This is a genomic window from Variovorax paradoxus (assembly GCF_024734665.1).
Taxonomy (GTDB): domain Bacteria; phylum Pseudomonadota; class Gammaproteobacteria; order Burkholderiales; family Burkholderiaceae_C; genus Variovorax.
This window is the reverse complement of sequence record NZ_CP102931.1, coordinates 652,706-678,700: the sequence shown is the minus strand read 5'-3', so window position 1 is coordinate 678,700 and position 25,995 is coordinate 652,706. Positions and strand designations below refer to the sequence as shown.

Annotated in this window: 23 protein-coding genes; 11 read left to right on the top strand and 12 right to left on the bottom strand. The window is 66.9% G+C overall.

Annotated elements, in window-relative coordinates:
- Positions 1-173 precede the first annotated feature (173 nt).
- Positions 174-608, top strand: a complete 435-nt coding sequence (locus tag NWF24_RS03160) for a DUF1841 family protein (RefSeq protein WP_093057539.1) — start codon at positions 174-176, stop codon at positions 606-608.
- Between the two features lie 4 nt (positions 609-612).
- On the opposite strand, the gene NWF24_RS03155 is transcribed toward NWF24_RS03160, so the two are convergent.
- Positions 613-1,602 (bottom strand): LysR substrate-binding domain-containing protein, encoded by a 990-nt coding sequence (locus NWF24_RS03155; RefSeq protein ID WP_258352949.1) that lies wholly within the window; start codon positions 1,600-1,602, stop codon positions 613-615.
- 116 nt (positions 1,603-1,718) lie between these two features.
- Between NWF24_RS03155 and pcaH the strand changes: the two genes are divergently transcribed.
- Together pcaH and pcaG are read left to right on the top strand one after the other, a co-directional pair.
- Positions 1,719-2,444 carry a protocatechuate 3,4-dioxygenase subunit beta gene (gene pcaH / locus NWF24_RS03150; protein ID WP_258352948.1) on the top strand — a complete coding sequence of 242 codons (726 nt, stop codon included), beginning with the start codon at positions 1,719-1,721 and terminating at the stop codon, positions 2,442-2,444.
- 17 nt (positions 2,445-2,461) lie between these two features.
- The gene (gene pcaG / locus NWF24_RS03145; protein WP_258352947.1) at positions 2,462-3,070 is read left to right on the top strand and encodes a protocatechuate 3,4-dioxygenase subunit alpha; all 609 of its coding nucleotides are present in this window, start codon (positions 2,462-2,464) and stop codon (positions 3,068-3,070) included.
- A gap of 66 nt (positions 3,071-3,136) precedes the next feature.
- On the opposite strand, the gene NWF24_RS03140 is transcribed toward pcaG, so the two are convergent.
- Positions 3,137-3,829 (bottom strand): c-type cytochrome, encoded by a 693-nt coding sequence (locus tag NWF24_RS03140; protein ID WP_258352946.1) that lies wholly within the window; start codon positions 3,827-3,829, stop codon positions 3,137-3,139.
- A 160-nt stretch (positions 3,830-3,989) separates the two neighbouring features.
- Here NWF24_RS03140 and NWF24_RS03135 point away from each other — a divergent pair, with 160 nt between their 5' ends.
- The 7 genes from NWF24_RS03135 to NWF24_RS03105 all read left to right on the top strand — a co-directional run bounded on the left by NWF24_RS03135 (position 3,990) and on the right by NWF24_RS03105 (position 13,406).
- Positions 3,990-4,844 carry an AAA family ATPase gene (locus NWF24_RS03135; protein ID WP_093057534.1) on the top strand — a complete coding sequence of 285 codons (855 nt, stop codon included), beginning with the start codon at positions 3,990-3,992 and terminating at the stop codon, positions 4,842-4,844.
- Between the two features lie 4 nt (positions 4,845-4,848).
- On the top strand, positions 4,849-5,094 hold the full coding sequence (locus NWF24_RS03130) for a hypothetical protein (RefSeq protein ID WP_093057533.1): 246 nt from the start codon (positions 4,849-4,851) through the stop codon (positions 5,092-5,094).
- 19 nt (positions 5,095-5,113) lie between these two features.
- A complete protein-coding gene (locus tag NWF24_RS03125; protein ID WP_258352945.1) occupies positions 5,114-5,701 on the top strand; it encodes a GNAT family N-acetyltransferase in 588 nt (195 codons plus the stop codon).
- A 21-nt stretch (positions 5,702-5,722) separates the two neighbouring features.
- Positions 5,723-6,910 (top strand): vWA domain-containing protein, encoded by a 1,188-nt coding sequence (locus NWF24_RS03120; RefSeq protein WP_093057530.1) that lies wholly within the window; start codon positions 5,723-5,725, stop codon positions 6,908-6,910.
- A gap of 62 nt (positions 6,911-6,972) precedes the next feature.
- Positions 6,973-8,913, top strand: a complete 1,941-nt coding sequence (locus tag NWF24_RS03115) for an autotransporter assembly complex protein TamA (RefSeq protein WP_258352944.1) — start codon at positions 6,973-6,975, stop codon at positions 8,911-8,913.
- 9 nt (positions 8,914-8,922) lie between these two features.
- A complete protein-coding gene (locus tag NWF24_RS03110) occupies positions 8,923-12,984 on the top strand; it encodes a translocation/assembly module TamB domain-containing protein (RefSeq protein WP_258352943.1) in 4,062 nt (1,353 codons plus the stop codon).
- Between the two features lie 95 nt (positions 12,985-13,079).
- The gene (locus NWF24_RS03105; RefSeq protein WP_258352942.1) at positions 13,080-13,406 is read left to right on the top strand and encodes a hypothetical protein; all 327 of its coding nucleotides are present in this window, start codon (positions 13,080-13,082) and stop codon (positions 13,404-13,406) included.
- On the opposite strand, the gene NWF24_RS03100 is transcribed toward NWF24_RS03105, so the two are convergent.
- From NWF24_RS03100 to oxlT, 7 genes are all read right to left on the bottom strand, one after another.
- Entirely contained in the window at positions 13,348-13,599 is a 252-nt protein-coding gene (locus NWF24_RS03100; RefSeq protein ID WP_093057526.1) for a formate dehydrogenase subunit delta, read from the bottom strand. The genes NWF24_RS03105 and NWF24_RS03100 overlap by 59 nt on opposite strands.
- A 37-nt stretch (positions 13,600-13,636) precedes the next feature.
- Positions 13,637-14,488 carry a formate dehydrogenase accessory sulfurtransferase FdhD gene (fdhD, locus tag NWF24_RS03095; protein ID WP_258352941.1) on the bottom strand — a complete coding sequence of 284 codons (852 nt, stop codon included), beginning with the start codon at positions 14,486-14,488 and terminating at the stop codon, positions 13,637-13,639.
- A 13-nt stretch (positions 14,489-14,501) separates the two neighbouring features.
- Complete coding sequence (fdhF, locus tag NWF24_RS03090) at positions 14,502-17,375, bottom strand: formate dehydrogenase subunit alpha (RefSeq protein WP_093079747.1); 2,874 nt, start codon at positions 17,373-17,375, stop codon at positions 14,502-14,504.
- Between the two features lie 34 nt (positions 17,376-17,409).
- On the bottom strand, positions 17,410-18,969 hold the full coding sequence (locus NWF24_RS03085) for a formate dehydrogenase beta subunit (protein WP_258352940.1): 1,560 nt from the start codon (positions 18,967-18,969) through the stop codon (positions 17,410-17,412).
- Positions 18,966-19,499, bottom strand: coding sequence for a formate dehydrogenase subunit gamma (locus NWF24_RS03080; RefSeq protein ID WP_258352939.1), 534 nt, complete (start codon positions 19,497-19,499; stop codon positions 18,966-18,968). Before NWF24_RS03080 ends, NWF24_RS03085 begins: the two co-directional genes overlap by 4 nt.
- Positions 19,500-19,761: 262 nt before the next feature.
- Positions 19,762-20,301 (bottom strand): gamma carbonic anhydrase family protein, encoded by a 540-nt coding sequence (locus tag NWF24_RS03075; protein ID WP_258352938.1) that lies wholly within the window; start codon positions 20,299-20,301, stop codon positions 19,762-19,764.
- A gap of 66 nt (positions 20,302-20,367) precedes the next feature.
- On the bottom strand, positions 20,368-21,651 hold the full coding sequence (gene oxlT, locus NWF24_RS03070; RefSeq protein WP_375338464.1) for an oxalate/formate MFS antiporter: 1,284 nt from the start codon (positions 21,649-21,651) through the stop codon (positions 20,368-20,370).
- A 662-nt stretch (positions 21,652-22,313) separates the two neighbouring features.
- Here oxlT and NWF24_RS03065 point away from each other — a divergent pair.
- The gene (locus NWF24_RS03065) at positions 22,314-22,478 is read left to right on the top strand and encodes a hypothetical protein (RefSeq protein ID WP_258352936.1); all 165 of its coding nucleotides are present in this window, start codon (positions 22,314-22,316) and stop codon (positions 22,476-22,478) included.
- Positions 22,479-22,520: 42 nt separating this feature from the next.
- On the opposite strand, the gene NWF24_RS03060 is transcribed toward NWF24_RS03065, so the two are convergent.
- From NWF24_RS03060 to NWF24_RS03050, 3 genes are all read right to left on the bottom strand, one after another.
- Positions 22,521-23,468 carry a LysR family transcriptional regulator gene (locus NWF24_RS03060; RefSeq protein WP_258352935.1) on the bottom strand — a complete coding sequence of 316 codons (948 nt, stop codon included), beginning with the start codon at positions 23,466-23,468 and terminating at the stop codon, positions 22,521-22,523.
- A 76-nt stretch (positions 23,469-23,544) separates the two neighbouring features.
- Entirely contained in the window at positions 23,545-24,963 is a 1,419-nt protein-coding gene (gene pyk / locus NWF24_RS03055) for a pyruvate kinase (protein ID WP_258352934.1), read from the bottom strand.
- The gene (locus NWF24_RS03050; protein ID WP_258352933.1) at positions 24,960-25,976 is read right to left on the bottom strand and encodes a 2-dehydropantoate 2-reductase; all 1,017 of its coding nucleotides are present in this window, start codon (positions 25,974-25,976) and stop codon (positions 24,960-24,962) included. Before NWF24_RS03050 ends, pyk begins: the two co-directional genes overlap by 4 nt.
- Between the last annotated feature and the right edge of the window lie 19 nt (positions 25,977-25,995).

Genomic DNA, 25,995 nt, shown 5'->3' with positions numbered 1-25,995 from the left:
GTGTGGAAACAGCTCGTAAGAAGGTCATTTGGTGATTCGTTACGTAACGATGTAACGCCCTGTACCCGGAACATCCGACACATCCCAAGCGCCCGAAGCCGCCTGCGAAACGGCTCGCAAACACGGCCCCACACACGGCTCCCATCCCTCTTTTTCTTCTGCTCTATCTATATATGTTCAACCCCTCCCAGGAAGACGTGCGCCGCTTCTTCTGCGACGTGTACGCCAAGCACCGCCAGGGCCTGCCGATGGAAGCGCTAGAGACCATCGCGGCCGGCTGGATCGACGAACACCCCGAGTACCACGAGGACCTTGTCGACGCCGACGCGGCAGTGGCGCGTGTCTACGACGGATCGAACGGGCGCGAGAACCCGTTCCTTCATCTGTCGATGCATCTGTCGATCAGCGAGCAGTGCTCCATCGACCAGCCGCGCGGCATCCGCCAGGCCGTCGAGCTGCTGGCAGCTCGCCGCGGCTCGCTGCTTCATGCGCATCACGAGGCGATGGACTGCCTGGGCCAGATGATGTGGGAGAGCCAGCGCGCGGGCCGGCCGCCGGATGGCGAGGGCTACGTGGCCTGCGTGCAGCGCAGGGCCACGAAAGACTAGTCAGTTAGCCACGAGAGGTTTTCCGGGGCCGCTGCGGCACCGCGCCCTGCTGCTTCGCGGCCTCGCGCAGCAGCGCTGCCATGGCGCCGCGCAGTGCCGAAGGCTCGGCATCGCTGCGCTGAAGCAGCCCGACCGGCTCCTCGGTGCCGACGGTCTCGATGCGCAACCGCGCGAGGCGCCCGTCCGCCAGCTCGCCGCGCGCGGCGCCCAGCGGCGTGATCCATACCGCATCGGACACCGCCACCAGCGCGCGTGCCACCGCCACGTCGAGCGTCTGCAATGCATTGGCCGGCAGCACGAGGCCGCGCGCCGACAGGAAACTCTCGGTGTTGTGGCGCGGGATCGTGCCCTCGCCGTACACCACCAGCGGATAGGCCAGCACCGCCTGCACCGACGCCGCCTTCAGCGCCAGCGGATGGCCCGCGCGCACGGCGAACACCAGCGGCTCGGTGTACAGCAGCTCGAAGCTCAGGCCGCCCATCAGGCGCGGATCGCTCATGCGGCCGACCACCAGGTCGAGCTCGCCGGCGCGCAACTCGTCGAGCAGCGTGGGGTTGGCGGCGCTCTTCACCACGATCTGCACCGAGGGCCGGCTGTCGCGCAGCCGTGCCAGCGCCACCGGCAGCAGGGCCGGCGCCACGCTCGGCAGCGCGCCGATGCGTAGCCGCTCGATGCGCCCGCCCGCCGCCGGCGCCACGGCCTGCGCGCTGGCATCGAGCGCTTCGAGCACGCGCAGCGCGTGCGCGAGCAGTTGCTCGCCAGCGGCCGTGAGGCCTTGCACGCCGCGCCGGCCGGCCTTGCTGCGCTCGACCAGCCGCGTGCCGACGATCGCCTCCAGCTCGGATAGCGTCTTCGACACGGCCGGCTGGCTCAACGCCAGCCGTTCGGCCGCGCGCGCGAGGTGGCGCTCCTGCGCCACGGCAACGAGGCAGCGCAGGTGCCGCAACTGCACGTTGCGCACGAAGTCCTGGCGAAGATCGGCGGAGTCTTTCACGCGGTCTTTCAATGCCTTCTGGTTATTGAGAACGGAGCAATCTTCAATTTACATCATCGGATGGCGCTTCTAAAGTGGCGGCTTCCGGATTCGTCCCACGACAGGAGACAACGTACATGTTGACCAAGACCAAGGGCTCCTCGCCCATCCTCACCCCCCGCGACTGGGAAGCCCACCCCAGTTATGTCTACCCCGGCTACAAGTCGACCGTGAAGCGCGGCCCGCAGAAGCCGCTGATTCCGCTGAAGGCCTCGCTCGGCGAATTGCAGCAGCCGGTGTACGGCCACGACAGCATCGGCGAGTTCGACAACGACCTCACGCGCAACGCGCGCCGCAACGGCGAGCCGCTGGGCGAACGCATGATCCTCACCGGCCGGGTGCTCGACGATCGCCGCCGCCCGGTGGCCAACACGCTGGTCGAGCTGTGGCAGGCCAACGCCGCCGGCCGCTACGTGCACAAGGTCGACCAGCACGACGCGCCGCTGGACCCCAACTTCCTGGGCGCGGGCCGCTGCCTGACCGACAGCGAAGGCCGCTACCGCTTTCTCACCATCAAGCCCGGCGCCTACCCCTGGGGCAACCACCCGAATGCCTGGCGCCCGCAACACATCCACCTGTCGCTGTTCGGCCAGAGCTTCGCGAGCCGCCTGGTCACGCAGATGTACTTCCCCGGCGACCCGCTGATGCAGTACGACCCGATGATCACCGGCACGCCCGAGCGCTACCGCAACCGGCTCATCGCCGACTTCAGCCTCGACATCACCGAAGAGGGCTACGCACTGGGCTACCAGTTCGACATCGTGCTGCGCGGCGCAGACGAAACGCCTTTCGAGAACCGCTGAGCCAGGAGACACACACCATGTTGATGACCGCACAGGAAGCCGACTTCGGCCAGACCCCCTCGCAAACCGTGGGCCCCTACTTCGCCTACGGCCTCACCGCCACGCAGTACGGCTACGACTTCGACCAGCCCTTCGACGCCGTGCTGGCGCTCGACAAGGCCGCAGGCCAGCGCATCCGCCTTGAAGGCCGCGTGATCGACGGCGACGGCAACCCGATCAACGACGCGCTGGTCGAGATCAGCCAGCCCGATGGCGAAGGCCGTTACCCGCACACGCCCGACGAGGCGCGCGCCATGGGCTTTCGTGCCTTCGGTCGCGTCGGCACAGGCACCGCCGAAGGCAACCGCTTCGTGTTCCACACCGTGAAGCCCGGCGCCGAATCGCCCGGCGAAGCACCGCACATCAACGTGATCGTGCTGATGCGCGGCCTGCTGCTGCATGCGTTCACGCGCGCGTACTTCAGCGACGAAGCCGAAGCCAACGCGAAGGACACAGTGCTGCAGAGCGTGCCGGCCGATCGCCGCCACACGCTGATCGCAGAGCGCGTGGAGCAAGGCGGCGCGGTGACGTATCGCTTCGACATCCGCATGCAGGGCACTGACGAGACTGCCTTCTTCGACGTCTGATCTCAGGGAAATCCCGGACGCAAAAAAGCCCGCTCACAGCGGGCTTTTTTGTTATGAGTGAAGCGCTTATTCAGCGCCGTGGTGAATGCGCGATTCGGGCACCGTCTTCAGTTCGCCGGGCAGCGAGCTGATGTAGCTGGCCAGCGTCTTGAGTTCGGCGTTGGTGAACTTCTTGTCTTCGACCTGCTGGCCCATCACGGCGTTGGAGCGACCGAGGTGCGGGTTGTTCTTCACGCGGTACGACTTGAGCGCGACGAACAGGTAGTCGGCATGCTGGCCGGCAAGCTTGGGCACGGTGCCGTCGTTCGGCGTGTTGAAGTTGGCGCCGTGGCACTTGGTGCAGTTGTTGTCGGCGTTGCGGGTGACGAGCGCCTCGACGTTCGGGGGCGTTGCCTTGGCCAGCGTGGCCGGCGGTGCGCTGCCGTCCTTCAGACCCAGTTGGCTGTAGTAAGCAGCGAGGTCGGCGATGTCCTGGTCGGTGAGCGTGTCGGCAATGGCGCGCATGGTGGGATGCTTGCGGTCGCCGCCCTTGTATGCGGTGAGCGCGGCCGTGATGTACGTGGCGCTCTGGCCGGCGATCATCGGCACCTTGTGGATCTCTGGGAAGCTGGCCTGATAGCCAATGATGCCGTGGCAGCCCACGCACATCGCAACCTTCTTTGCTCCGTCCTGGGCCTTGCCAGTGACTTGCTGGGCTTCAGCCGAGACCGTCACGCAAGCGACAGCAAGGGCAAACATCGTGGTCAACAACTTGTTCATTTTGCGCGCACAATCTCGTGGAGAGTACAGTTTTTCGAATCAACATTCGATTATATGCAGGGGTCCCCTGGAACCCTGTGCAGGCCAACCCTGAGGCTGCACAACGCGTGTCGAGTGTGTTCTTTTCTCCACCCCAGCCTCCGTCTCACTCATCTCACTCATGAAATTCCAGGGCTCAGACAATTACGTCGCCACGCAAGACCTGATGCTCGCGGTCAATGCGGCCATCACTCTCAAGCGCCCGCTGCTCGTCAAGGGCGAGCCCGGCACGGGCAAGACCATGCTGGCCGAGGAAGTGGCCCAGTCGCTGGGCCTGCCGCTGCTGCAGTGGCACATCAAGTCGACCACCAAGGCGCAGCAGGGCCTGTATGAATACGACGCCGTGAGCCGCCTGCGCGACTCGCAACTGAAAGACGTCGACGGCGGCGAGCGCGTCAAGGACATCCAGAACTACATCATCAAGGGCGTGCTCTGGCAGGCCTTCACGGCCGACCAGCCGGTGGCATTGCTCATCGACGAGATCGACAAGGCCGACATCGAATTCCCGAACGACCTGCTGCGCGAAATCGACCGCATGGAGTTCTATTGCTACGAGACGCGCGAGCTCATCCGCGCCAAGCATCGCCCCGTGGTGTTCATCACCTCGAACAACGAGAAGGAGCTGCCCGACGCCTTCCTGCGCCGCTGCTTCTTCCACTACATCAAGTTCCCCGATGCCGAGACGATGAAGCACATCGTCGCCGTGCACTTCCCTGGCCTGAAGCAAGAGCTGCTCACGGCCGCGATGAAGACCTTCTACGACGTGCGCAACCTGCCCGGCCTGAAGAAAAAGCCCTCGACCTCCGAGCTGCTCGACTGGCTCAAGCTGCTGGTGGCCGAAGACATTCCGCTCGAAGCGCTGCAGAGCAAGGACGACAAGGTCGCCGTGCCGCCGCTGGTGGGCGCACTGCTCAAGAACGAGCAGGACGTGACGCTCTTCGAGAAGCTCGTCTTCATGCAACGCAACAACCGCTGAGTCCATGAGCCAGACGCCGCATCCCACCGGGCAACTGATGAAGCTGGGCATTGCCCAGGCAGTGCTGTTCGTGCTGGGTGCGCTGCTCGGCCGCGGGCTCGGGCTGCTGCTGGGGCTCGATGCCTTCGGCGCCGCCGGCTATGGCAACAAGGAAATCTTCGGGATTCTGCTGATCGGCCTGGGCGGCGGTGGCGGGGTGCAGCTGGCGCGCGCCTGGTACGTGCGCAAGTATGGCGATCCCAAAGGCTGAAAACACAAGAGAGTTTGAAATGGCGTTCGTCGAACCCGTCACGCTGAAGGCCCGCGGCATCGCGCTGGTGCCGCTGTCGCTGGCTCATGAAGAAGGCCTGCGCGCCGCGGCCGCCGATGGCGAGTTGTGGAAGCTGCGCGTCACCTCCGTGCCCGAGCCGCAGGACACGCGCGCCTACATCGAGACCGCGCTGAAGACCGCAGACCGCTTCGCCTTCGCAGTGACCGACGAGGCCACCGGCACGGTGCTCGGCAGCACCAGCTTCCACGACATCCTGCCGGGCGTGAAGCGCGTGGAGATCGGCTACACGTGGTACGCGGCGCGCTGCCAGCGCACGCACGTCAACACCACCTGCAAGCTGCTGATGCTCACACACGCCTTCGACGCGCTCGGCTGCAACGTGGTGGGCTGGCGCACCGACAACTTCAACTACGCCTCGCAGCGCGCCATCGAGCGCCTGGGCGCGAAGAAAGACGGCGTGATCCGCGGCCACGTGATGCGCCGCGACGGCACCATCCGCGACACCGTCATGTACAGCCTGCGCGCGGGCGAATGGCCCGAGGTGAAGGCCCAGCTGCTGTACCTGCTCGACAAGCCGCGCGGCTGACAGACACACAAGGAGCACCCCATGCTCATCGACTTCTTCTACACCCTGCGCTCGGCCAAGCTGCCGGTGTCGGTCAAGGAATACCTCACGCTGCTCGAGGCCCTGCAGGCCGACGTGGTGGGGCCCAACTCCGACGGCGCCTACGGCATCGACGACTTCTACTACCTCTCGCGCACCGCGCTCGTGAAGGACGAGAAGCACTACGACAAGTTCGACCGCGCCTTCGCCGCCTACTTCAAGGGCGTCGAGATGCTGACCGACTTCACGAAGGAAGTGCCACTCGACTGGCTCAAGAAAACGCTCGAGCGCGAGTTCACCGCCGAGGAAAAAGCCAAGATCGAAAAGATGGGCTGGGACGAGCTCATGGAAACGCTCAAGAAGCGCTTCGAAGAGCAGAAGGAGCGCCACGAGGGCGGCAGCAAGTGGATCGGCACCGGCGGCACCTCGCCTTTCGGCAACGGTGGCTACAACCCACAGGGCATCCGCATCGGCGGCGCTGGCAAGAACAAGAGCGCGGTGAAGGTGTGGGACCAGCGCGCCTACAAGGACTACGACGACACACAGGAGCTGGGCACGCGCAACATCAAGGTTGCGCTGCGCCGGCTGCGCAAGTTCGCGCGCGAAGGCCATGACGAAGAGCTGGACCTCGACGACACCATCCACTCGACCGCGGCCAATGCCGGCTACCTCGACATCAAGATGCGGCCCGAGCGCCACAACAACGTCAAGGTGCTGCTGCTGATGGACGTGGGCGGCACGATGGACGAGCACATCCAGCGCGTGGAAGAGCTGTTCTCGGCCGTGAAGACCGAGTTCAAGCACCTCGAATTCTTCTACTTCCACAACTGCGTGTATGACTTCATGTGGAAGAACAACAAGCGCCGCTTCTCCGAGAAGTTCGCGACCTGGGACATCCTGCGCAAGTACAACAAGGACTACAAGCTCATCTTCGTCGGCGACGCGACCATGAGCCCCTACGAAATACTGCAGCCCGGCGGCAGCGTCGAATACAACAACGAAGAGGCTGGCGCAGAGTGGATACAGCGGCTCACGCACACCTTTCCGAAGTTCGCGTGGATCAACCCTGAGCCCCAAGGCGTGTGGCAGTACCGCCAGAGCATCGCGGTGATGCAGCAGCTCATGTCGAACCGCATGTACCCTCTGACCCTGCGAGGCCTCGAAGACGCGATGCGCATGCTGTCCAAGTAGGACGAAGCCATCTGTATCCGGACGCTTCAGGAACCGGCGAATCTTGCTGTCAGAATCCGCCCATGGTCAGGGTGGTTTCAGTTTCTTCGCCGGCATGGTGGCCGGCTTTGCTTTTTTCCGGCGTCCTGCTCTTGCAAGGCTGCAGCCTGCTGCCGAAGAAAGAGGCGCCCGAAGACAACAAGCCCGCGGCCGGCCTCGTGCGCAGCGGTGCCGCGGCCGACAGCACCACCTCGGACGACGGCAAGGACGACAACAAGAAAAAAGTAGACAAGCGCGACGCCTTCACCGTCGATGTGCGCGGCCCCGAGGCCGTACGCGACTACCTCAAGCTGCACCTCGAGATCCAGCGCTACCGCGAGCTCGATGACCTCGGCGCCACGGAAATCTCCCGCCTCATGGTGGCCGCCGAGGCCAATGCACGCGAGCTGCTCGGCACCATGGGCTACTTCTCGCCCACGCTGACGCTCGAACTCAACGAGACACCCGAAAGCACCAAGGCCCCGCGCGAGATCGTCATCACCGTCTCGCCCGGCGAGAGCACCAAGGTGAGCAACGTGCAGATCAGCTACGGCGGCCCGATCGCAAACGATGCCACCGCCGAGGCGCAGCGCGACTCGATCCGCACCAACTGGGCCCTGCGCGCCGGCCAGCCCTTCACCCAGCAGGCCTGGGACGATGCCAAGACCACCGCGCTGCGCAGCCTGACGGCCAAGCGCTTTCCCACCGGCAGCATCGAGGTCAGCCGCGCCGAAGTCGATGCCGACCGCAGCGAGGCCCGCCTCAGCGTCACCTACCAGTCGGGCCCGGCCTACAAGTTCGGCCCGCTCATGCTGCACGGCATCCAGCGCTACGACCCCGACGGCGCACGCCGCATCGCCCGCCTGCCCAGCGGCACCGACTACGACCAGCAGAAGCTGCTCGATGCCCAGCAGCGCCTGGCCAGCAGCGGCTACTACGACTCGGTGTTCCTCACGCTCGACACCGAGAGCGGCAACCCGCTGGCCGCGCCGGTGATCGCGCAGCTGCGCGAGGCGCCGCTGCAGAAGGTGGTGATGGGCGTGGGCTTCACCACCGACAACGGCCCGCGCCTGTCGATCGACCACATCCACAACCAGATTCCGCTGCTGGGCTGGCGCTCCGTCTCACGGCTGTCGGTCGACAACGACATCAAGTCGCTCGGCACCGAGTGGAAGGCGATTCCCGACGACCGGGGCTGGCAATGGTTCTCGGGCGCCGAACTGAAGAGCGAGCAATCGGGCAGCTACGTGGTCGACAGCGGACGCCTGCGAGGCGGGCGCAGCAAGTCGGGCGACCACATCGACCGCAGCTACTTCCTGCAGTACGACTATGCGCAGAACCGCGGCATCAACGCACCGCCCTCGGCCTCTGCCGTGACGGCCAACTGGGGCTGGACCGGCCGCTATTTCGACGACAACGCGTCGCCCTCGCGCGGCTTCGGCCTTGCGCTCGAAGTGGCCGCGGGCTACACGCTCACCGGCGAGCAGACGCCCTTCACGCGCACCTACGCGCGTTGGCTCGGCGTGCTGCCGCTGGGCGCGGCCGATGACAAGGAAACGCGCGCGCGCCGCAGCCGCCTGCAGCTGCGCCTGGAGGCTGGCGCGGTGTCGGCCAAAGACAGCGCGCAGATCCCGTCCACGCTGATGTTCCTGACCGGCGGCGACACCACCGTGCGCGGCTACAGCTACAAGCAGATCGGCACCGTGCGCGCCGACGGCCAGACCGTTGCGGGCCGCTACCTCGGCGTGGCCAGCGTGGAGTGGCAGCGCCCCTTCGTCTACAACGGCAAGCTCACCGAATGGGAGAGTGTGGTGTTCGCCGATGCCGGCGCCGTGGCCGACAAACCCGGCGAGCTCAAGCCCAAGGTGGGCGTGGGCGTGGGCGCGCGCTGGCGCAGCCCCGTGGGGCCGGTGCAGGCCGACCTGGCCTACGGCGTGGACTCGAAGAAATTCCGCCTGCACTTCCGCCTCGGCTTCACCTTCTGATTTTTTTCGATGCAGACCGACGCAGACCCCACGCCAACGCCCCTCGCCCCCCGCCGCTCGCGCGCGCGCCGGGCAATGCGCGCCCTGGCCTGGACCGTTGCCGGCCTGCTGCTCGCCGTGGTGCTGCTGGTCGCGGGCGCGTGGTGGTGGCTGGGCTCGAACACCTCGCTCGCCTTCGCGCTCGCCCAGGCAGCGCAGCGGCTGCCGGCCGGGCAGACGCTCGAAAGCCGCGACGTGAGCGGCTCGCTGCGCACCGGCGGCCACATCGGCTGGCTCAAGTACCAGAGCGAGAGCATCGCCGTCGAAGTGAACGAGGCCACCATCGGCTGGCAGCTCGCGCCGCTGCTGCAGCGCAAGGTGCAACTCGGCGAGGTGCACGCGAAGCAGGTGCTCATCGAAAAGCGCGGCCCGCCCAGCGACAAGCCCACCGAGCCGCTCGAACAGCTCGCGCTGCCGATCGAGATCGAGCTGCCCTTCCGCATCGACGAAGTGCGCTGGGCCGGCCCGCCCGCGCTGCAGGCGCTCAACCTCTCGGGCAGCTACAGCTACAAGGCTGCCGAGCATGTGCTCGAGGTCAAGGGCGTGGACATTGCCGACGGCCACTACAGCACCCGCGTGAAGCTGCAAGGCCCCGCGCCGATGGCCATCGACGCATCGCTCGAGGGCCGCGTGAAGGCGCCGCTGGCAGAGGACCACAACATCGACGTGCTGGCCACCGCCACCGTGAAGGGCACGCTCGCCGGCACCGCCGCGCGGCTGCAGGTCGCGGCCGAGCTGAAGCCGGCCGAAGAGAACGCCGACGCCCCGATGGAAGCCAGCCTGCAGGCACAGATCGCGCCCTGGCTGCCCCAGCCGGTGATCGACGCGAAGGCCGACCTGCGCAACGTCGATGCGTCGAGCCTGTGGCCCGGCGCGCCCCAGACGCAGCTCACCGGCACCGTCGAACTGCAGCCCGACGCCGACACCGGCCCCGCCGCATGGAAGGCCTCGGCCGACATCCGCAACACCGTGCCCGGCCCGTGGGACAAAGAGAAACTGCCGCTCGAGCAGGTGCAGGCCAAGGTCGGCTTCGACGGCACCAGTTGGACCGTTCCCGAAGCCACAGTGCGCGCGGGCGGCGGGCGCATCGACGCAGCCGGCAAGTGGAGCCCCGCACCGTCGCCCTGGCAGGCACAGGCCACCGTGCGCGGCGTGCGGCCCGGTGCGCTGTACAGCGAACTCTCGGGCGCGCCCGTCAGCGGGCAGCTCAAGGCCGAGCAGAAGGAAAGCACCATCACCTTCGACGGTGCCTTGCGTGCCGAGGGCGGCGCCGGCAGCAAGGCCTTGCCCGGCTTCGCGCTCGACCGCGCGCTGGCCCAGGGCCAGTGGAAGGACCAGGTGCTCGACCTGCGCACGCTGCGCATCGAGGCCCAGCGCGCCAGCGTCGACGGCCGGCTGCAGGTGCGCGTGGCCGAGCAGGCGGCAAGCGGCAAGCTCAACCTCGTGCTGCCGGGCGGCAGCGCGCAGGTCGATGGCCGCATCGCGCCGTCTGCGGGCGGTGGCGACATCAAGGTCAGCATCGACGATGCCGACACCGTGCAGCGCTGGGTGCAAAGCCTGCCGGGGCTGTCAGGCGTGTTCGGCAACGCCAGCGCAAAGGGCTCGGCGAAGCTCGACGCCAGCTGGCAAGGCGGCTGGCAGACCATCCAGCGCCGGCTGCAGAACGCCAACGCGCCCGCGCAGCGCGGCGCTGAGCCCAGCCTCAAGGCCATGCTCGGCGTGCCGCGGCTCGACCTGAGCCTGCCCTCGGCCGCGCCCGGCGGCGCGACAACCGCCGTGCAGCTGCGCGACCTGCGCGCTGACCTCGAAGGCAGCCTCGCACAGGCCTCGCTCACGCTGAAGGGCGAAGCCACCACCGGCACGCAGAAGTTCAACATCGACACCCGTGCCAGCGGCGGCATCGCGGGCGCCGGCCAGTGGCGCGCGGCGCTGGCCAGCCTCAAGCTGCAGGCACAGGACAGCGCCCGCCCCGGCGAACCGTGGGTGCTGGAGCTGAGCCGCGAGGTCACGTCAACCATCCGCACCACCAGCGGCAACGCGCCCCGCCTCGACGTCGAAGCCTCCGCCGCCGCGGCCACCTTGCGCGGCCCGGTGCCCGGCACCGTGCGCATCGACTGGCAGCCGCTGCGCTTCAGCCAGAGCGGCGCGGCGCCCAACCGCGTGTTCCGCGTGCAGTCGAAGGGCCAGCTGCAAGGCCTGCCGCTGGCCTGGGCCGGCGCGTTCGGCGCCAATACCACGCTCGGCGAATACGGCATCAGCGGCGACCTGATGTTCAACGGCGACTGGGACATCGACGCCGGCGACACGCTGCGCGCCAAGGCTCGCATCGGGCGCCAGAGCGGCGACATTCGCGTGCAGGCCGGCGAGGCCGCGCTCGTCACGCGCATCACCAGCACCGGGACGGGCACTGCGAGCGAGCGCACGATGAACTCCTCCTCCGGGAACGGCGACGCGCCCAGCACGCCGGCCGGCCTGCGCCAGGCCGAGCTGCGGCTCGATGCCGAAGGCGACGCCGTGCACGCCGTGCTCGCGTGGGACAGCGAACGCGCCGGCAAGATCGACGCCGACATCAACACCCGCGTGCAGCAGCGCGCCGGCGGCTGGCAGTGGACGCCCGACGCACCGCTGGGCGGCACCATCAAGGCTGCACTGCCCAACCTCGGCGTGTGGTCGATGCTCGCGCCGCCGGGCTGGCGCATTGCCGGCACGCTCGACGCCAGCGCCACGCTGTCGGGCAACCGCGCCGTGCCGCGCTGGAACGGCACGCTGGGCGCCGACAAGCTCGCATTGCGCGCGCCCGTCGAAGGACTTGACCTGCGCGACGGCCGCCTGCGCGCCACGCTCAGCGGCGAGCGCATCGAGATCACCGAATTCACGCTCAAGGGCGGCACCGGCAGCTCCACGCGCATCGGCGGCCAGAGCGGCAACCGCAGCACCTCGGCCAGCGAGGCCCGCAGCGACGGCGGCACGCTCTCGGCCAGCGGCGACCTGAGCTGGGGCCCCGCCAGCGGCACGGCCTCGGGCATCCGCATGGCCCTGCAGGGCCAGTTGCGCGCGCTGCGCGTGCTGGTGCGAACCGACCGGCAGGTCACGCTCTCGGGCGATGTGCAGGCGCGGCTCGACAACGGCCAGTTCAACGTGCGCGGCAAGTTGAAGACCGACCGTGCCGTCATCATCCTGCCCGACGAAACCGCACCCAGCCTCGGCAGCGACGTCGTCGTGCGCTCCGCCGCCAAGGACCGCGAGGCCACCGAGACGGCGCAGCGCGAATCCGCCCAGGCCGACGCGCAAGCCGCCAAGCCGCAGACCGCCAAGCCGCCGGACATCGTCATCAACTTCGACCTTGGCGACGACTTCGCGGTGCAGGGCCGCGGCATCACCACGCGCCTCGAAGGCGATCTGGAGATCCGCAGCACGAGGCTGAATGCCCCGCCGCGCATCACCGGTGAAGTGAAGACCGTGAAGGGCCAGTACCGCGCCTACGGCCAGCAGCTCGACGTGGAAACCGGCGTGGCGCGTTTCAACGGCCCCTTCGACAACCCGGCGCTGGACGTCCTGGCGATCCGCCCGAACCTGTCGCAGCGCGCGGGCGTGCAGATCACCGGCACCGCGCAATCACCACGCGTAAAGCTGTACTCGGAGCCCGCGCTGTCCGATGCCGAAACGCTGTCATGGGTGATCCTGGGCCGCGCTTCGGCCACCAGCGGCGGCGAGTCTGCGCTGCTGCAGCAGGCCGCGCTCTCGCTGCTCGGCAAGATCGGCGGCAGTGGCAGCGGCGGCAGCCTGGCCAGCCGCTTCGGGCTGGACGAACTCGGCTTCAGGGGGCCGGGCAGTGGCGGCGACCTGCGCGAGTCGGCGGTCACGCTGGGCAAGCGGCTGTCGAAAGATTTCTACCTCACCTACGAACGCAGCCTGGGCGGCACCTTCGGCACGATCTTCATCTTCTACGACCTGACGACGCGGCTCACGCTGCGCGGACAGGCGGGGCAGACGAGCGGGCTCGACCTGATCTACACCGTGAAGTACGACTGAGCGCGGGTTGTCCCGCAGTAGCCGGACTTCGGTCTTGACCCGCGTCTTGCGCGCGTGATAAGAACCGTCTTCGCCTTCACCGAGGAGCGACGACGATGAAAAAAGATGGAGACAAGGGCAAACGCCTTCAAAGCCTTCAGAGCTTTGCGCAAGGCCCTCGGACATACGCCCCACCGGGGCTCTCGCGCATCGCGTTCATGCGCGGCGCGCTACGCGGCGTGATCACGCTGATCGCCATCAGCGCGGCGGTGGCTTCCATACCGTACTGGGACGACATGCAGTTCCCGGTCACCAGCCTCGTGATCTACGTCGCGGGCATGGTGTTCGTGGCCATGCCGCTGTGCCTCTACTACGAGTCGCTGCTCATGGCGCAGCAGGCAGCAGCGTCGCCCGATGGCCGCGAATCGCTGATGCCACGATAGGCATCAGCAGCGGCGTCTTGCCGGCGTCGAAGTCGCGTATCAGCTGGATGCGCATGCTCGGCGCCCAGAACGACTTCAGGTGCCCGGCAATCGCCTGCGTGGCGGCGCCGGCATCGCTCGGCGATTGCGCCTGGAAGAAGGTGCCGATCTGATTGGCCATCTTGACCAGCTGTGCCGAATGATCGTGCTCCATGGGGCCTTCGAAAAAGTGAGTTTTTGTTGATGAAGCGTCAGCGCACGCGCTGCGTGTCTGCCGTGCGCAGCCGCTGCGGATGGCTGTAGACCCCAAGATCCTGCTGCCGCACGAAGCCCACCAGCGTAAGGCCCGCGCGCTGCGCCGTGGCCACCGCGAACGAGGTCGGCGCCGACACCGCGGCGAGCAACGGCGCGCCGGCCATCGCGGCCTTCTGCACCATCTCGAAACTCGCGCGGCTGGTCACGGCAATGAAGCCTGTGGAGGCGTCGACGTCGTTGGCCGCGAGCGCGCCCACCAGCTTGTCGAGCGCGTTGTGGCGGCCCACGTCCTCGCGCAGCCACATCACTTCGCCATCGGCCGAACACCAGGCGGCCGCGTGCACGGCGCCGGTGGCTTCCTGCAAAGTCTGTTGCGATGGCAGCTGCGACATCGCGCGGCCGATGGCTTCGCGGTCGAACTGCGCGGTGCCATCACTACTCAGCACGGGCAGTTCGCGCGAAACCTGCGTCAGGCTCTCGGTGCCGCACAGGCCGCAACCGGTGCGCCCGGCCATCGAGCGGCGGCGCAGCTTGAGGCGCGCAAAGGCCGCGCTCGACACCTGCAGATGCACCGTGACGCCGAGCGCCGATGGCTCGGCTTCCACCGAATAGAGCTCGTGCGCCGCTTCGAGGATGCCTTCGCTGAGCGAGAAGCCGAGCGCGAAGTCTTCCAGGTCGAGCGGCGTCGCGAGCATCACCGCATGCGAGATGCCGTTGTATTCGAGCGCCACGGGCACCTCTTCGGCCACCCAGTCCTGCACGTCGAACGGCCGGCCACCGCGCATACCGCGCACGGGCAGCAGCTGCGCGCCTTCGCAGAACTGAACGGCGTCGGTGACGAGGTTCATGCAGCGAGCATCCTCACTTGGCCGGCACCGTCTCGCCGCTTTGCTGCGCCGATGCGGCGGCAAGCAGGTCCTGCTGCGTCTGGTTGAAGCGGCTGTACTCCTGCTGCCAGGCCGAAGGCTGCATCACCGGCATCACCTGCACCGCCGTGACCTTGTACTCGGGGCAGTTGGTGGCCCAGTCGGAGTTGTCGGTGGTGATGACGTTGGCGCCCGACTCGGGGAAGTGGAAGGTGGTGTAGACCACGCCCGGCTGCATGCGCTCGGACACCGTGGCGCGCAGCACCGTCTCGCCCGCGCGGCTCTGGATGCCGACCCAGTCGCCGTCGCTCACGCCGCGTTCCTCGGCATCGTGCGGATGGATTTCCAGCCGGTCTTCGCTGTGCCACTGGTTGTTGTCGGTGCGGCGCGTCTGCGCGCCCACGTTGTACTGCGAGAGGATGCGCCCGGTGGTCAGCAGCAGCGGGAACTTGCGCGTGACCTTCTCATCGGTCGCCACGTACTGCGTGACGATGAACTTGCCCTTGCCGCGCACGAAGTGGTCGATGTGCATCGTGGGCGTGCCGTCGGGCGCCTCGTCGTTGCAGGGCCACTGGATGCTGCCGAGCTCGTCGATGCGCTTGTAGCTCACGCCGTGGAAGGTGGGCGTCAGCGCGGCGATCTCGTCCATGATTTCTTCGGGGCTCTTGTAGTCCATCGGATAGCCGAGGGCCTGCGCGAGCTTCACGGTCACTTCCCAGTCGGCATAGCCGGCCTTCGGCGGCATCACCTTGCGAACGCGCGAGATGCGGCGCTCGGCGTTGGTGAAGGTGCCGTCCTTCTCCAGGAAGGAAGAGCCCGGCAGGAACACGTGCGCGTACTTGGCGGTTTCGTTGAGGAACATGTCCTGCACCACCACGCATTCCATGCCCATCATCGCGGCCGCCACGTGCTGCGTGTTCGGGTCGGACTGCACGATGTCCTCGCCCTCGCAGTACAGGCCCTTGAAGCTGCCGCCGATGGCGGCGTCGAACATGTTGGGAATGCGCAGGCCCGGCTCGGGGTTGATCTGCACGCCCCAGGCGGCTTCGAACGAGGCGCGCGTGGTGCTGTCGGACACATGGCGGTAGCCCGGCAGCTCATGCGGGAACGAGCCCATGTCGCACGCGCCCTGCACGTTGTTCTGGCCGCGCAGTGGATTTACGCCCACGCCTTCGCGCCCGACGTTGCCGGTGACCATCGCGAGGTTGGCGATGCCCATCACCGTGGTCGAGCCCTGGCTGTGCTCGGTCACGCCCAGGCCGTAGTAGATGGCGCCGTTGCCGGCCGTTGCAAACAGGCGCGCTGCGGCGCGCAACTCGGCTGCCGGCACGCCGGTCGCCTTCTCGGTGGCTTCGGGCGATTGCTCGGGCTGCTCGACGTACGACTTCCATTCCTTGAACGAAGCCGTGTCGCAGCGCTCTGCAACGAAGTCGTCGGCCATCAGGCCTTCGGTGACGATGACGTGCGCCAGTGCCGTCACCACCGCCACGTTGGTGCCCGGCTTGAGCTGCAGGTGGTGCGAAGCCTTTACATGAGGCGACTTCACGATGTCGATACGGCGCGGATCGACCACGATCAGCTTCGCGCCCTGGCGCAGCCGCTTCTTCATGCGCGAGGCGAACACCGGATGGCCGTCGGTCGGGTTGGCGCCGATCACCATGATGACGTCGGCCTTGTCGACCGAGGCAAAGGTCTGCGTGCCCGCCGATTCGCCCAGCGTCTGCTTCAGGCCGTAGCCCGTGGGCGAGTGGCACACGCGCGCGCAGGTGTCGACGTTGTTGTTGCCGAAGGCGGCGCGCACCAGCTTCTGGACCAGGTAGGTTTCCTCGTTGGTGCAGCGCGACGAGGTGATGCCGCCGATCGAGTCCTTGCCGTACTTGGCCTGCAGGCGCTTGAACTCGCCCGCGGCGTAGTTGAGCGCGGTGTCCCAGCTCACTTCCTGCCATGGGTCGGTGATGTTCTTGCGGATCATCGGCTTGAGCATGCGGTCCTGGTGCGTCGCGTAGCCCCAGGCGAAGCGGCCCTTGACGCAGGAGTGGCCTTCGTTGGCCTTGCCGTCTTTCCACGGCACCATGCGCACGACCTCGTTGCCTTTCATCTCGGCCTTGAAGGCGCAGCCCACGCCGCAGTAGGCGCAGGTGGTGATCACGCTGTGCTCGGGCTGGCCGAGCCAGATCACCGACTTTTCCTGCAGGGTGGCGGTGGGGCAGGCTTCGACGCAGGCGCCGCAGCTCACGCACTCCGAATCCATGAAGGCCTCGTCCTGGCCCGGCGACACGCGCGACTCGAAGCCGCGGCCGCTGATGGTCAGCGCGAAGGTGCCCTGCGTTTCCTCGCAGGCGCGCACGCAGCGGTTGCACACGATGCACTTCGACGGGTCGTAGCTGAAGTACGGGTTCGACTCGTCCTTCTCGCTCTTCAGGTGGTTGGCGCCGTCGAAACCGTAGCGCACGTTGCGCAGGCCGGTGACGCCCGCCATGTCCTGCAGTTCGCAGTTGCCGTTGGCCGAGCAGGTGAGGCAGTCCAGCGGATGGTCGGAGATGTAGAGCTCCATCACGCCCTTGCGCAGGTCCTGCAGCTTGGGCGTCTGGGTGCGCACCTTCATGCCGGCTTCGGCGGGCGTGGTGCAAGAGGCCGGAAAGCCCTTGCGGCCTTCGATCTCGACCAGGCACAGCCGGCAGGAGCCGAAGGGCTCCAGGCTGTCGGTAGCGCAGAGCTTGGGCACCTGGATGCCCGCATCCACCGCCGCGCGCATCAGCGAAGTGCCCGCGGGCACCGTCACTTCGTTGCCGTCGATCTCCAGCGTCACCTCGCGCGTGGATTCGCGCTTGGGGGTGCCGTAATCGGTTTCCTTGAGATGGTCCAACATGTCTTTCTTACTCCTGCTGCTGCGCCGCAACCGCCTAGGCAGCTTCGCGATCGGGAACCACGAGACCGAAGTCCTGCGGGAAGTGGTCGAGTGCCGAGAGCACCGGAAACGGCGTCATGCCGCCCATGGCGCACAGCGAGCCGTGGACCATCGTGTTGCACAGGTCGCGCAGCAAGATCACCTGCTGCGGACGGTTCTGGTTGCTGCGGATCTTGTCGATCACCTCGACGCCACGCGTCGAGCCGATGCGGCAGGGCGTGCACTTGCCGCACGACTCGAGCGCGCAGAACTCCATGGCATAGCGCGCGAGCTTCGACAGGTCGGCCGTGTCGTCGTGCACCACGATGCCGCCATGGCCCACCGTGCCGCCGACGGCTGCATAGGCTTCGTAGTCGAGCGGCAGGTCCCATTGCGATTCGGGCAGGTAGGCGCCCAGCGGCCCGCCGACCTGCACCGCCTTGATCGGCCGGCCCGAGGCGGAGCCGCCGCCGTAGTCGTACAGCAACTCGCGCAGCGTGACGCCGAAGGCCTTCTCCACCAGGCCGCCGTACTTGATGTTGCCGGCCAGTTGCATCGGCAGCGTGCCGCGCGAACGGCCGACGCCGTAGTCGCGATAGAAGGCCGCGCCGCGCGCCAGGATCAGCGGCACGCTTGCCAGCGTGATGACGTTGTTGATCAGCGTGGGCTGGCCGAACAGCCCTTCGATGGCCGGCAGCGGCGGCTTGGCGCGCACGATGCCGCGCTTGCCTTCGAGGCTTTCGAGCAGCGCCGTTTCTTCGCCGCACACATACGAGCCTGCGCCCTTGCGCACGGCGAGCGAGAAGCGCTTGCCCGAACGCAGGATGTTGTCGCCGAGAAAGCCCGCTGCCTCGGCGATGCGGATGGCCTCGTTCAGCGTCGCTATCGCGTGCGGGTATTCGGAGCGCACGTAGATGTAGCCCTGCGTCGCGCCGGTGGCGAGGCCGGCGATGGTCATGCCCTCGATCAGCATGAAGGGGTCGCCCTCCATCGTCATGCGGTCGGAGTAGGTGCCCGAGTCGCCTTCGTCGGCATTGCAGACGATGTACTTCTGCGCCGCAGCCGTGCCCAATACCGTCTTCCACTTGATGCCGGCCGGAAAGGCCGCGCCACCGCGCCCGCGCAGCCCCGAGTCGAGCACCTGCTGCACGATTTCTTCGGGTGCGAGCGCCAGCGCGCGGCGCAGGCCGGCAAAGCCTTCGTAGGCCTGGTAGTCGGTCAGCGACACCGGGTCGGTGATGCCCATGCGCGCGAAGGTCAGGCGCTCCTGCTTCTTGAGGTAGGGAATGTCTTCGGTCAGGCCGAGCGCGAGCGGATGCTTGCCGCCGGTGAGGAAGCCGGCATCGAACAGGCCAGCCACGTCGTCGGGCGTCACCGGTCCGTAGGCGATGCGGCCGCTCGGCGTGTTCACTTCGACCAGCGGTTCGAGCCAGAACATGCCGCGCGAACCGTTGCGCACGAGTTCGAGCATGAGGCCGCGCGCGGCGGCTTCCTTCGCGATGCATCGGGCCACGCGGTCGGCGCCTGCAGCAAGCGCTGCCGAGTCACGCGGCACGTAGACGGTGATGGTGCTCATGCACGGCCTCCTGCGGTCTGCGCGACCAATGCATCGAAGCTCTTGGCCGTCATGCGCGCATGCGGCTGGTCGTCCAGCGTCATCGCGGGCGACGAGGCGCACAGGCCGAGGCAGAACGCGGGCTCCAGCGTGAAGGCGCCGTCCTTCGAGGTGCCATGCGCGCTGCATCCCAGTCGCAGCTCCGCGTGGGCGAGCAGCGCGTCCGCACCCATGGCCTGGCAGGCCTCGGCGCGGCAGATCTGGATCACGTGGCGGCCCGCGGGCTCGGCACGGAAGTGGTGGTAGTAGGTGACGACACCGTGCACCTCCGCACGCGAGAGGTTCAGCGCGTCGGCGATCACTGGCACCGTGTGCGCGGGGATGTAGCCCAATGCGTCCTGCACGTCGTGCAGGATCGGCAGCAGCGCGCCGGGTTCGTCCGCATGCTGCAGCAGGCTGCGATGCACGGCGACGAGTTCGTCTTCCTTGTCGGTGGGGCCGAAGGCCGGATGCGGTACCTCGTGCCCCTGCTGCGCTTGTTGTAGTTTCATGATCCCGTCCGATCTGGTCCGTTGCCGGCGCCGCTGCTGCATTGCTGTCTGCCTGCAAGCGGAGCTGTTTTCATCGTGGTTCTGTCACGGGACCAACGTCATGAAATTCGACGTGAATCCCGCGGCCATCCGCTTGAGGATCACTGTCGATGAATCGGGCGCCGGGGGCCTTGACGCAAGTCAATTTCCGCCGAAACAAGCACGGTGCCAATGCGCACAAACCCTGCGGGCGCGCAGGGTTTCGGGAGGGTGCGGAAAGGCCCTAACGGGCGAAGGGACCGGCGCTGTCGCGCGCCCTGCGCAGAAGCGCTTCGGCCTCGGCGTCATCGACCTCGCCCGTCACCTTCGCGGGCCTGCCCGCGATGCGCGAGCGGTCGGGAAAGACCTTGCCCTCGGTCAGCAGCGAACCGGACTCGACGATGCACGCACGGCCGACCACCGAGCCGTTGAGCGCAATGGTGTGCTCGCCGACTACTGCGCCGTCGCCAACGGTGCAGCCGTGGAGCATCACATGCGGCTCCACCGTCACGTCGTCGCCGATGGTCAACGGATAGCCCGGGTCGGCATGCAGCATCACGCCCGCCTGCACATGGCTGCCGCGGCCGATGGTGATGGGCTCGTTGTCGCCGCGCAGCACCGCATTCGCGCCGACGCGGCTGCCGGCTGCGAGCACGACCTGGCCGATCACGCTGGCGCTCTCGGCCACGCGGGCGCTGGCGTCGATGACCGGTTCATGCGCGTCAAGTCGGTAGATGGTCACTGCGGGCTCCTGTGCATCGGCGAAAAGCCCTGCCATCTTCATGGCAGGGCTGCGTGGGCGAAAGAAAGCCGGATGGTACCGGCTGACGGAAAGCCGATGTTGGTCTATTTATTCGACGACGCGGCTCGCCTCGATGTGCTTGCGGCGCATCGGCCGCAACACGAACCACGCCATCAGCGCCGCGAGCGCATTGACCGCGCTGGCCACGATGAAGACCGCCTGCCAGCTGCCGGTGGCTGCCGCGAGCACGCTCGACAACGGCACCAGCAGCGAGGCCGTGCCCTTCGCGGTGTAGAGCATGCCGGCGTTCGACGCCGCGTACTTCGATCCGAAGGTGTCGGCGCAGGTCGATGGGAACAGGCTGTAGATCTCGCCCCAGGCAAAGAACACGATACCCGTCAGGATCACGAAGAGCACTGGGTTCTGGCCGTAGTGGTAGAGCATCAGAATGCCGACCGACTCCATCGCGAAGGCGATGAACATGGTCTGCTCGCGACCGATCTTGTCGGACACCCAGCCGAAGAAGGGCCGCGTAAGCCCGTTGAGCACACGGTCGATGGCGAGCGCGAAGGTCAGCGCGGGCAGCACCAGGCCCATGATGTTGACCGGCACGTCCATGATCTTGAAGTCCTTGGCGATAGGCGCGAGCTGCGCCGTGGCCATGAGGCCGCCGGCGGCCACCATCACGAACATCGCGTACATCACCCAGAACACGGGCGAACGCAGCACCTCGGACGGCGCGTAGTCGCGGCCCGCCTGCTGCACGTTGCGGCTGTTCGACGCCTTGGAGTGGCTGGGCGCGCGGGTCAGCATCCATGCGAGCAGGAACACGATGAGTCCCTGCCCGATCCCAAAATACAGAAACGCAGATTCATAGCCGCTCGACTTGATCATCGCGGAGATCGGAATGATCGTGAGGGCCGAGCCCGCACCGAAGCCCGCTGCGGTCATGCCCGCGGCAAGCCCCCGGCGATCGGGGAACCACTTGAGCGCATTGCCCACGCAGGTGCCGTAGACAGCGCCGGCGCCGATACCGCCAACGGCCGCCGCGATGTACAGCAGCAGCAGCGAGTCGGCCACCGAGTTGAGCACCCAACCCAGGCCGCACAGCACGCCGCCCACCAGCACCACCGGACGCGGGCCGAAGCGGTCGACCAGATAGCCTTCGATGGGCACGAGCCATGTCTCTGTGAGCACGAAGATGGTGAACGCGACCTGGATCGCGGCGCGGCTCCAGCCGTGCTTGTCTGCGATCGGATTGACGAAGAGCGTCCATCCGTACTGCAGGTTCGCGATCATCGCCATGCAGACGATGCCGATCAGCAACTGCCCCCATCGGAACGCCTCGGACCGCGTCGCGGTGGCGCCATAGGTTTCGGACGGGGGGTACATCGCGGGGTTGGAACCCGCGGTCGTGGAGGTGGGCCGAGTCATGGAGTTGTCCTTGGTGTTTTCGTTTAAGTCCGACAGGCTGCGAATACAGAGCAATCAGTCGAGCGATCGGTGCGCATCGAAAGGCGACGAGGTTTCCTTGGCATCGCTACACGGCATTGGGATCACCAGTTTTCTGCGCGTGAATGACTGTCGGACCGAGCGACTCAAAAACTCTTGACCTCAGTCAAGTTCACACGAATCGCGCTCTCGTGGGACCCCCGTGATATCCCTAGCACGAGGTCTCGTTGCGCGCGCATTTTGCGTGTGTCGGATGCCGCACTGAACACACTGCGATGCGTGCACGCATCACGCTGCATGCGATGTGCATCGCGCGATGCGATGGCATTGCGATGAAGAAAAAATCGCGGAAGTCTTCGCGCGAACTTTCGATGGCCCGTGCGATGGCCTTCATGAATTTGCGATGCGCGTTGCTCGCTCCGTCATGTGCTCCGGAAGCGCTCCCGCAGACGGGTTTCTGGCCTACGCAAGAACCTGTCTGCCTCCGAAAAAATTGACCTAGGTCAAGAAACGCGAAAATGGCGTTTGCTCTCGTCTAGGGTAAACCCTAAAATTCAGGGTAATCCCTTCGGTCTTTTAGATTCAATCCTTTGGAGCCCTCAATGAGCCACACCACCCTGAATTCCAGCAGCCTCCGTACCCCTGCCTCTTCGTCCACCGCCAACGACGCAATGCGCGAGCTGTTCGCCGCACTGCCGATCGTGATCTTCTACAAGGCCGCACGCGCCGCGCTGATGCAACGCCGCAGGGCGGCAGTGCAGCGTTGAGCCGCCGCACCGGACCCCTCCCCCACAAAGAGCGCGCGCGAGTTACTCGCCGCGCTCTTTTTCCTTGTGGTTCCCGAACGGCACGATCTGCGAGATCAGCGACGGCCCGTCGCTCAGCAGAAAGTCCTTGAAGGCCTGCGCCACCGGCGGCAGGCGCTTGCTTCGGCGGTGCACCACGTACCAGTTGAGCATCAGCGGAAAGCCTTCGACATCGAGCACGCAGAGACTGCCCGCGCGCATCTCCTGGCTCACCGTGTGGGCCGACACGAAGCTCACGCCCATACCCGCAATCACCGCCTGCTTGATGGTTTCGGTGCTGCGGATTTCCATTGCGATGTTGATGCCGCTCAGATCGCCGCCAAAGCCGTCTTCCATCGAATGCCAGGTGTCCGATGCTTTCTCGCGCACCACGAAGGGCTCGCGCATCAGCCGCGCCATCGGGATCTTCTTCACGCCCACCAGCGGGTGGCCCGGTGCCGCGACGATCACGTAAGGGTGCGGTGCGAACGGCTGGTTGACCGTGTCGAGATCGGTCGGCGGCCGCACCATGATCGCGAGGTCCGTGAGGTTCTCGGCAATGTGGGTCAGCAGCCCCGCGCGGTTGTGCACCGTGAAGTTCAGCGTCACGCCCTGGTGGCGGCTAGCGAACTCGACCAGCAGGCGCGGAAAGAAGTAGTCGCCCGCGCTGATCACGCCCACGTTGAGCTTTCCGCCCGAGACGCCCTTGAACTGCATCATCGCGTTCTCGGCCGCCTCGAACTGCTGAATGATCGCGCGGCTGATCTGCAGCAGTTCGGTGCCCGCGGGCGTGAGGTAGATCTTCTTGCCGAACTGCTCGAACAGCGCATTGCCCGCGTGTTCCTCGAGCTTGCGCACCTGCGTGGAGACGGCGGGCTGCGTGAGATGAAGCTCCTCGGCCGCGCGCGAAAAACTCAGCAGCCGCGCCACTGCCTCGAAGACTTTCAACTGGCGCAGGGTCGCATGCTTCATCGGGAAAGAAGGTGGCTGCAGTCGAGCGGCATCGTACAGCGCAACACCTGCGCTGACGCCGCGCGCTCAGTCCGCTTCAGTCCGGTATTCGCGCGACGTGCAACAGGTTCGTCGTGCCCGACTGCCCGAAGGGCAGCCCCGCGACCACCACCACGTCGTCGCCCGCCTTCGCGAAGCCCTCGGTGCGTGCCGTGCGGCAGGCGCATTCGATCATCTCGCCCACGTCGTGCACGTCGTCGACCAGCACCGCATGCACGCCCCAGACCATCGCCATGCGGCGCGCCGCGACGGTGTCGGGCGTGAGGCTCAATATCGGCACGGCCGGGCGCTCGCGCGCCGCGCGCAGGCTGGTGAAGCCCGAGGAGGTGTACGTCACGGTGGCGGCTGGCGCGAGCAGCGCGGCCACCTGGCGCAGCGAGGCGCAGACAGCATCTGCCGTGGTCGACAGCGCAGCATCGTGCGTGGCGTCGATGCCCGCGCGGTATGAAGGATCAGCCTCCACGCGCACGATGATGCGGTCCATCATCGCGACCGCTTCGAGCGGGTACTTGCCCGAAGCCGATTCAGCCGAGAGCATCACCGCATCGACGCCGTCGTAGATGGCGGTCGCAACGTCTGACACTTCGGCGCGCGTGGGCACCGGCGAGGCGATCATCGACTCGAGCATCTGCGTCGCCACCACCACCGGCTTGCCGCCCTTGCGGCAGGCGCGCACGATCAGGCGCTGCAGCTCGGGCACCTGCTCTGGCGGCAGCTCCACGCCAAGGTCGCCGCGCGCCACCATCAGGCCGTCGCACAGCGCGACGATCGCGTCCAGGTGCTCGATGGCGGCGGGCTTCTCCAGCTTGGCCATGATCCAGGCGCGCGTCCCGATGATGGCGCGCGCCTCCTCGATGTCCTCGGGCCGCTGCACAAACGAGAGCGCAACCCAGTCGACGCCCATGGACAGGCCGAAGTCGAGGTCGTCGCGGTCCTTCGGTGTCAGCGGCGAGATCGGCAGCAGCACGCTCGGCACGTTCACGCCCTTGCGGTCGGAGATAGGCCCGCCGACCAGCACCGTGGTCTCTGCGAAGTCGGCGCCGTGGCTGTCCACGCGCAGCCGCAGCTTGCCGTCGTCGAGCAGCAGCTCGGTACCGTCCTGCAGCGCGGCGAAGATTTCCGGATGCGGCAGCGGCGCGCGGCGTGCGCTGCCGCTGGTCTTGTCCATGTCGAGCCGGAAGCGCGCGCCCGCATCGAGCTGCGCGCGGCCGCCTTCGAAAGTACCCAGCCGCAGCTTCGGCCCCTGCAGGTCGAGCAGGATGCCGATCGGCCGGTTGAATTCTTTCTCCAAACGGCGGATGGTTTCCAGCCGCCGCGCATGGTCGTGCTGCGTGCCGTGGCTGAAGTTGAGCCGGAACACGTCCACGCCACGCTCGAACAGCGCGCGGATGGCCGGCTCGTCGGTGGTGGCCGGGCCGAGCGTGGCGACGATCTTTGCGCTGCGTGTGCGTCTCATGCTGTCGTCATTTCGTGGAGTTTGACGCGGCCGCGCTGGTCTTCCATGGTGCGCGCGAGCAGCTTGACCAGGCTGTAGACGGTGTCGATGTGCGGCGTCGGGGTCTCAGTGAGCCGGGCCAGTTCGACCACCGCGCCTACCAGTGCGTCGATCTCCGGTGCGCGTCCTGCCTCCACGTCCTGCAGCATCGATGTCTTGTGCTTGCCGACCTTCTCGGCGCCCGCAATGCGCTTTTCGAGCGTCACACGGAACTCGATGCCGAGCTTGTGCGCAACGGCCTGGGCCTCGCGCATCATCGCTGCGGCAAGCTCGCGCGAAGGCGGGTACTGGCAGATGTCGACCAGGGTCGAATGCGAGAGGCTGCTGATCGGGTTGAAGGTCAGGTTACCCCACAGCTTGAGCCAGATCTCGGAGCGGATGTTGTCAAGCACGGGCGCCTTGAAGCCTGCGCCGGTGAAGCAGGCCGAGACGCGGTTGACGCGCTCGCTCGCAGAGCCGTCGAGCTCGCCGACCGGGAAGCGGTCGCCTTCGATGTGCTTGACCACGCCGGGCGCGATCAGCTCCGACGCCGGATACACCACGCAGCCGATCACGCGCTGCGCGGGGATCTTCGCGGCGACCAGCCCCGAGGGATCGACGCTGCGCACCGGCGTGCCCGCGAGCGCGCCGCCGTGCTGGTGGAAGTACCAGTACGGAATGCCGTTCTGCATGGTCACGACCACCGTGTCGGGCCCGAACAGCTTTGGCACGTCGTTGGCCACCGCCTCGACTTGGTGGGCCTTCATCGCGAGGACGACGATGTCCTGCGGGCCGGCCTCGTCATAGCGGTCGGTAGCCTTGACGTTGCGCGCCACCTGTTCCTCGCCTTCGGCCGAGATCAGCTTGATGCCGTTCTTGCCGATGGCATCGAGGTTGGCGCCGCGCACGATGAACGTCACGTCCTCGCCGGCCAGCGCGAGCTTTGCGCCAACCAGTCCGCCGATGGCGCCCGCGCCGATGATTGCAATCTTCATGTCGATCCCCAAGAGTTGA

What these genes read in the sequence shown, in the direction of transcription:
- NWF24_RS03105 (WP_258352942.1), top strand. Translation starts at nt 13,080, where the DNA reads ATGAAAAAAGATGGAGACAAGGGCAAACGCCTTCAAAGCCTTCAGAGC.
- NWF24_RS03135 (WP_093057534.1), top strand. Translation starts at nt 3,990, where the DNA reads ATGAAATTCCAGGGCTCAGACAATTACGTCGCCACGCAAGACCTGATG.
- NWF24_RS03125 (WP_258352945.1), top strand. Translation starts at nt 5,114, where the DNA reads ATGGCGTTCGTCGAACCCGTCACGCTGAAGGCCCGCGGCATCGCGCTG.
- NWF24_RS03085 (WP_258352940.1), bottom strand. Translation starts at nt 18,969, where the DNA reads ATGAGCACCATCACCGTCTACGTGCCGCGTGACTCGGCAGCGCTTGCT.
- NWF24_RS03080 (WP_258352939.1), bottom strand. Translation starts at nt 19,499, where the DNA reads ATGAAACTACAACAAGCGCAGCAGGGGCACGAGGTACCGCATCCGGCC.
- NWF24_RS03075 (WP_258352938.1), bottom strand. Translation starts at nt 20,301, where the DNA reads ATGAAGATGGCAGGGCTTTTCGCCGATGCACAGGAGCCCGCAGTGACC.
- NWF24_RS03065 (WP_258352936.1), top strand. Translation starts at nt 22,314, where the DNA reads ATGAGCCACACCACCCTGAATTCCAGCAGCCTCCGTACCCCTGCCTCT.
- pyk (WP_258352934.1), bottom strand. Translation starts at nt 24,963, where the DNA reads ATGAGACGCACACGCAGCGCAAAGATCGTCGCCACGCTCGGCCCGGCC.
- NWF24_RS03115 (WP_258352944.1), top strand. Translation starts at nt 6,973, where the DNA reads ATGGTCAGGGTGGTTTCAGTTTCTTCGCCGGCATGGTGGCCGGCTTTG.
- NWF24_RS03060 (WP_258352935.1), bottom strand. Translation starts at nt 23,468, where the DNA reads ATGAAGCATGCGACCCTGCGCCAGTTGAAAGTCTTCGAGGCAGTGGCG.
- fdhF (WP_093079747.1), bottom strand. Translation starts at nt 17,375, where the DNA reads ATGTTGGACCATCTCAAGGAAACCGATTACGGCACCCCCAAGCGCGAA.
- NWF24_RS03120 (WP_093057530.1), top strand. Translation starts at nt 5,723, where the DNA reads ATGCTCATCGACTTCTTCTACACCCTGCGCTCGGCCAAGCTGCCGGTG.
- NWF24_RS03160 (WP_093057539.1), top strand. Translation starts at nt 174, where the DNA reads ATGTTCAACCCCTCCCAGGAAGACGTGCGCCGCTTCTTCTGCGACGTG.
- NWF24_RS03140 (WP_258352946.1), bottom strand. Translation starts at nt 3,829, where the DNA reads ATGAACAAGTTGTTGACCACGATGTTTGCCCTTGCTGTCGCTTGCGTG.
- NWF24_RS03110 (WP_258352943.1), top strand. Translation starts at nt 8,923, where the DNA reads ATGCAGACCGACGCAGACCCCACGCCAACGCCCCTCGCCCCCCGCCGC.
- NWF24_RS03130 (WP_093057533.1), top strand. Translation starts at nt 4,849, where the DNA reads ATGAGCCAGACGCCGCATCCCACCGGGCAACTGATGAAGCTGGGCATT.
- fdhD (WP_258352941.1), bottom strand. Translation starts at nt 14,488, where the DNA reads ATGAACCTCGTCACCGACGCCGTTCAGTTCTGCGAAGGCGCGCAGCTG.
- NWF24_RS03050 (WP_258352933.1), bottom strand. Translation starts at nt 25,976, where the DNA reads ATGAAGATTGCAATCATCGGCGCGGGCGCCATCGGCGGACTGGTTGGC.
- oxlT (WP_375338464.1), bottom strand. Translation starts at nt 21,651, where the DNA reads ATGTACCCCCCGTCCGAAACCTATGGCGCCACCGCGACGCGGTCCGAG.
- NWF24_RS03100 (WP_093057526.1), bottom strand. Translation starts at nt 13,599, where the DNA reads ATGGAGCACGATCATTCGGCACAGCTGGTCAAGATGGCCAATCAGATC.
- pcaG (WP_258352947.1), top strand. Translation starts at nt 2,462, where the DNA reads ATGTTGATGACCGCACAGGAAGCCGACTTCGGCCAGACCCCCTCGCAA.
- pcaH (WP_258352948.1), top strand. Translation starts at nt 1,719, where the DNA reads ATGTTGACCAAGACCAAGGGCTCCTCGCCCATCCTCACCCCCCGCGAC.